This window comes from Agromyces mediolanus (assembly GCF_014648575.1).
Classification (GTDB): Bacteria; Actinomycetota; Actinomycetes; order Actinomycetales; family Microbacteriaceae; genus Agromyces; species Agromyces mediolanus.
This window is the reverse complement of sequence record NZ_BMRJ01000001.1, coordinates 1,408,532-1,414,158: the sequence shown is the minus strand read 5'-3', so window position 1 is coordinate 1,414,158 and position 5,627 is coordinate 1,408,532. Positions and strand designations below refer to the sequence as shown.

Sequence of the window (5,627 nt, the reverse complement as noted above, 5' to 3'; positions counted from 1 at the left end):
CTGGGCCGGGCGCCGCCCCACCGACCCCGACGTCCGTGCCTGCGGAACGCCTGCCCCGCCGGCACGGACGACTCGGACCCGCACCCCGCGCAGACGCGCACCCGCACCTCCACCGGAACGAGGGAGTCCCGATGACCACCGACGCCGCGCCCACCCCGGTGCCCTACGACCCCGCCCTCGAACCCGGGCTCGCCGCGTTCCTCGAGCTCGTCGAGCGCATCCCGCTCCGGGCCGACACGATCCTCGCGAACCGGGCGCACTTCGCCACCATCATCCCGCCGATCGAGGCGCAGATCGGCGAGCTGCCGCTCGACTTCGAGCACCGGCGCGTGCCGGGGCCCGCCGGCGCGCCCGAGGTCGAGGTGACGGTCATCCGCCCCCGCGAACGCGCCGAGGCCGCCGCACCCGGCGTGCTCGGCATCCACGGCGGCGGCCTCGTGCTCGGCACGCGCTTCTTCGGCACCCCCGAGCTCATCGAGCTCGCCCTGCGCTACGGCACCGTCGGCGTCGCCGTCGAGTACCGGCTCGCGCCCGAGCACCCGGGCCCCGCCGCCGTCGAGGACTGCTACGCGGCGCTCGAGTGGTTCGCCGCGCACGCTGCCGAGCTCGGCGTCGACCCCGAGCGGATCATCGTCTCGGGTGCGAGCGCGGGCGGCGGCCTCTCCGCCGGCGTCTCGCTGCTCGCGCGGGAGCGCGGCGGGCCCCGCCTCGCCGGCCAGCTCCTCAACTGCCCGATGCTCGACGACCGCAACGAGACCGTCTCGAGTCGGCAGTACGACGGCATCGGGGCCTGGGACCGCAACAACAACGACACCGCGTGGACCGCCGTGCTCGGCGAGCGCCGCTTCGGCGACGACGTCGCCCCGGCCGTCGCGCCCGCACGCGCCGCCGAGCTCGGCGGCCTGCCGCCCGCCTACCTCGAGGTCGGCGCGGCGGAGGTGTTCCGCGACGAGACGGTCGCCTACGCCTCCCGGATCTGGGCCGCCGGAGGTCAGGCCGAGCTGCACGTGTGGGCCGGCGCCTACCACGGCTTCTCGGGGTTCTCGCCCGAGGCGATCGTGTCCCGAGCGGCGAACGAGGCGCGCGACAGCTGGCTCCGGCGCACGCTCGGCGTCGAGCCGGCCGAGCCGGCCGAGCCGGCCGAGCCGGCCGAGCCATCGCCGTGACGCACGACGCGGGCGCCGCCCGCCCCGCCGGCTCCGCCCGGCCGGTCATGGGTGTCGGTCGGGCGATGCTCGTGCTCGGCCTGCTCGAGGCCTTCGGCCCGCTGTCGATGGACCTCTACCTGCCGAGCCTGCCCCAGCTCGCGACGAGCCTCGGCACGAGCGACGCGCTCGCCCAGGCGACCATGTCGGTCTGCATGATCGGGCTCGGGCTCGGCCAGCTCGTCGCGGGGCCGCTCAGCGACCGCTTCGGCCGTCGCCGGCCGCTCCTCGTCGGCGTCGCGCTGTTCACCGTGCTCTCGCTCGTCTGCGTCGTGGCGCCGAGCATCGAGGTGCTGCTGCTCGCCCGATTCCTGCAGGGGCTCGCCGGCTCGGCGGGCATCGTGATCTGCCTCGCCGTCGCCCGCGATCTCTACTCGGGCGCGGAGCTCAGCCGCATGCTCTCCCTGCTGATGCTCGTCAGCGCCTCCGCGCCGATCGTCGCCCCCGTCATCGGCGGCCAGCTCGCGCTCGTCATGGACTGGCGCGGCATCTTCGGCGTGCTCGGCGGCGTCGGCGCGCTGCTCTTCGTGCTCGCGCTCACGCTCATGCGCGAGACGCTGCCGCCCGAGCGCCGGCACGGCGGCGGCTTCGCGGCGAGCGGGCGGCATCTCGGCGCGCTCGCCCGCGACGGGCTCTTCCTCGCCGTGCTCGGCGCCTCGGCGGCCGGCGGCGTCGCCTTCTTCGCCTATCTCTCGATGTCGAGCTTCGTGCTCCAGGACGAGTTCGGCCTGAGCCCGCAGCTGTTCTCGCTGTGCTTCGCGGCGAACGCCGTGGCGAATATGGCCGGCGCGCAGCTCAGCCGGGTGCTCGTGCGCCGCACCGGGCCCGCCCGGATGTACCTCCTCGGCCTCAGCGTCACGGCCGCCTGCGCCCTGCTGCTCCTCGGCGGCGCGATCGCCGGCGGCGCGCTCTGGGTGATCCTCGCGCTCGGCCTCTTCCTCGCGAGCGTCGGCGTGGGCGGCCCGAACGGCTCCACGCTCGCGCTCTCGGCGCACGGGGACCGGGCGGGCACGGCATCCGCCGTGCTCGGCACCGCGCAGTTCACCGTCGGCCCGATCGTGGCCCCGCTCGCCTCGCTCACCGGGGCGACCGCGCTCGCGATGGGTTCGACGATCGCTGCGGGCGCGCTCGTCGCGCTCGCGCTCGGCTGGGCGGTCGTGTTCCCCGTGCTCCGCCGCCGCGGGGCCCTCGCCCCCTGAACCCCACACCCCCGAGTTGCCCGACTTCCATGAAAGTCGGGCAACTCGGGTGAGGGGTGTTCGGGGGCGGCGGTCAGTCGGCGAGGAGGAAGCGGGCGGCCTGCTCGCCGATCAGCACGGCCGGGGCGTTCGTGTTGCCCGTCGTCACCCGCGGCATGATCGAGGCGTCCGCGACGCGGAGCCCCGCGACGCCGTGCACCCGCAGCTTCGGGTCGACCACGGCCTCGGGCCCGATGCCCATGGCGCAGGTGCCGACCTGGTGGTGGTAGGTGATCGCGGTCGAGCGCACGTAGGCCTCGAGCTCCTCGTCCGAGACCTCCGGTCCCGGGTAGAGCTCGCTCGCGCCCCACGCCTCGGCGAGCGCGGGCTGGCGGCCGATGCGACGGCACTGCGCGACGGAGGCGACGAGGGAGCGCACGTCGTCGGGGTGCGAGAGCGCCCCGAGGTCGATGCGCAGGGGGTCGTGCGGCTCGGGACCGGACAGGCGGATGCTGCCGCGGCTCTTCGGCGTCACGATCCCGGCCATGAGCGAGAAGCCGTCGCCCGGCCCCGTCATGCCCTCCTGGTACATCGGCACGCTGAAGTGGATCGGCTGGGTGTCCGGCACCTCCAGGGCGGGGTCGCTCTTCCAGAACAGGTGCGTCTGGGTCACCGAGACGCCCTCGTGCGGCGGGCCGACGGGGCGCTCGGTCGTGAAGATCACCGGCGACAGCAGGTGGTCGTGCAGGTTGCGGCCGACGCCCGGCAGATCCGCGACGACGTCGATGCCGAGCTCGGCGAGCTCGTCCGCCGGCCCGATGCCGCTGCGCAGCAGGATCCGCGGCGAGTCGATGGCGCCGGCGGCGAGCACGACCTCGTCGGCGCGCAGCTCGTGCAGCTCGCCGCCCTGCTCGTAGACGACGCCCACGACGCGCGGCCCGGTGCCGGGCGCGTCGGCCCCGGGCGTGGCGCCGGGCTCGGGCTCCGCGAAGAGCAGCCGGTGCACATGGCAGCCGACGCGGACGTCGACCGCGTCGCGCACGGGGGCGAGGTAGGCGAGATAGGTGTTCAGGCGGCGGCCGTCGCGCATGGTCACCTGCTCCTGCGAGACGCCGTCGAGGTGGTCGCCGTTGTAGTCGGGATTGTGCTCGAGCCCCTCCTCGACAGCCGCCTCGATGATCGAGGCCTGGATCGGGTCGAGCGGGTAGTCGTCGGTGACGTCGAGCAGGCCGGCGTCGCCGTGCAGCGCCGAGGCGCCGCCCGAGAAGCGCTCGATGTCCCGGTAGATCGGCAGCACCTCGGCCCACGACCAGCCCTCGTTGCCGAGACTCGCCCAGTGGTCGTAGTCGGCGGGCGCGCAGCGCACCCAGATCATGGCATTCAGCGAGTGCGAGCCGCCGAGCACTTTGCCGCGGGGCAGGTGCAGGCGTCGATCCGCCGCGGCGGGCTGCGGCTCGGTGAAGTAGTCCCAGTCGTCGGGGCTGTGCCAGAGCTCGCCCATCCGGCTCGGGTCGTGGATGGCGGGGTTCGTGTCCTCGCCGCCGGCCTCGAGCACGGTGACCGAGACGCCGGCGTCGGCGAGCCGGCGGGCGATGACGCTGCCGGCTGAGCCCGCGCCCACGACGACGACGCGACGCGCGCCGTCGCCGGGCTCGGGGGTGACGGTGGGCTGGGGGGTTGCGGCCACGGGCGTTCCTCTCCATCGGGGATGCCTCGAGGCTGCCAGGCCCGAGCCCGCCCCGGCGAGGGCCCGGGCGGCCCAGTACGCACACGGTCAACGCTCGTGCTCGCCAGGTCAAGGCCGGCCGGGCGGGCGCTCGTAGCGTGGGATCCGACCGGATTCACCCGGTCTCGACCGGACTCTCTGAGTGGAGGAATCCATGGAAAGCTACGACCGCCTCCTCGAGGCGATCACGCCGTCGTCGGGGCCGTCCCGCGACGTGCACGACCCCGCGACGGGCGAGCTCATCGGCACCGCCCCCGTGCAGGACGTCGCCGATCTCGAGCGCGCCATCGACACCGCCGTCGCCGCGCAGCCGGCCTGGGCCGCCCTCGCCGACGAGGAGCGGCGCGGTTACCTGCACCGGGCGGCCGACGCGATCGAGGCCGCGGCCGAGCCGCTCGCCGAGCTGCTCTCGCGCGAGCAGGGCAAGCCGCTGAACGGCCCGAACGCCCGCTTCGAGGTCGGCGCCTGCGTCGCGTGGCTGCGCGCCACCGCCGAGACGCCGCTGCCCGTCGAGGTCGTCGTCGACGACGGCGAGAACTACGCCGAGCTGCACTACCGCCCGATCGGCGTCGTGGGCGCGATCTCGCCGTGGAACTGGCCGATGATGATCGCGATCTGGCAGATCGCCCCCTCGCTGCGGATGGGCAACACCGTGGTCGCGAAGCCGGCCGAGACGACGACGCTCTCGGGGCTCGCCCTCGTCGCCGTCATGAACGAGGTGCTGCCCGCCGGCGTGCTGAACATCGTGGCCGGCCCCGGCCGCACCGTCGGCGACGCGCTCACGAAGAGCCCGAAGGTCGGCAAGATCATGTTCACGGGCTCCACCCCGGTGGGCAAGCGCATCATCGAGGCGAGCGCGAACAACGTCACCCGCCTCACCCTCGAGCTGGGCGGCAACGACGCCGGCATCGTGCTGCCCGACGTCGACCCCGCGGCGATCGCCGAGAACCTGTTCTGGGGCGCGTTCATCAACACGGGCCAGACCTGCGCCGCCCTGAAGCGGCTCTACGTGCACGACTCCGTCTACGACGAGGTCGTCGCGGCGCTCGTCGAGGTCGCGAAGAACGTGCCGATGGGCGTCGGCCTCGACGAGCAGAACGTGCTCGGCCCGCTGCAGAACCGCGGCCAGTACGAGATCGTCGACCGCCTCGTCGAGTCGGCGAAGGCCTCCGGCGCCCGCGTGGTGCTCGGCGGCGACCCCGACCACGACGCCGTCGGCAACTTCTACCCGACGACGATCGTCGCCGACATCGACCCGCACAACGACCTCGTCGTCGAGGAGCAGTTCGGTCCGGCCCTGCCGGTCATCCGCTACTCGGACCTCGACGAGGTCGTGGGCCTCGCGAACGAGCTCGAGGTCGGCCTCGGCGCCTCCGTCTGGTCGGCCGACCGGGATCGGGCCCGCGAGATCGCCGCGCGCCTGCAGGCCGGCACGGTGTGGATCAACTCGCACGGCGGACTGCACCCGATGGTGCCGTTCGGCGGGGCGAAGCAGTCCGGCTACGGCCGCGAGTTCGG

The 5,627-nt window shown here is 74.3% G+C and carries 4 protein-coding genes; 3 read left to right on the top strand and 1 reads right to left on the bottom strand.

The genetic code is table 11. The annotated features are described in order from the left end of the window. The first annotated feature begins 131 nt into the window (after positions 1-131). Both IEY71_RS06680 and IEY71_RS06675 read left to right on the top strand, forming a co-directional pair. Positions 132-1,166 carry an alpha/beta hydrolase gene (locus IEY71_RS06680; protein WP_189084459.1) on the top strand — a complete coding sequence of 345 codons (1,035 nt, stop codon included), beginning with the start codon at positions 132-134 and terminating at the stop codon, positions 1,164-1,166. Then, positions 1,163-2,404, top strand: coding sequence for a multidrug effflux MFS transporter (locus IEY71_RS06675; protein ID WP_229781558.1), 1,242 nt, complete (start codon positions 1,163-1,165; stop codon positions 2,402-2,404). The genes IEY71_RS06680 and IEY71_RS06675 overlap by 4 nt, the downstream gene beginning before the upstream one ends. 73 nt (positions 2,405-2,477) lie before the next feature. On the opposite strand, the gene IEY71_RS06670 is transcribed toward IEY71_RS06675, so the two are convergent. Then, a complete protein-coding gene (locus IEY71_RS06670) occupies positions 2,478-4,070 on the bottom strand; it encodes a GMC family oxidoreductase (protein ID WP_189084458.1) in 1,593 nt (530 codons plus the stop codon). Between the two features lie 193 nt (positions 4,071-4,263). On the opposite strand from IEY71_RS06670, the gene IEY71_RS06665 reads away from it, so the two are divergent. Next, on the top strand, positions 4,264-5,627 hold a 1,364-nt coding region (locus tag IEY71_RS06665), incomplete at its 3' end, for an aldehyde dehydrogenase family protein (RefSeq protein WP_189085108.1).

Coding starts and splice junctions, on each gene's coding strand:
- IEY71_RS06680 (WP_189084459.1), top strand. CDS start 132: ATGACCACCGACGCCGCGCCCACCCCGGTGCCCTACGACCCCGCCCTC.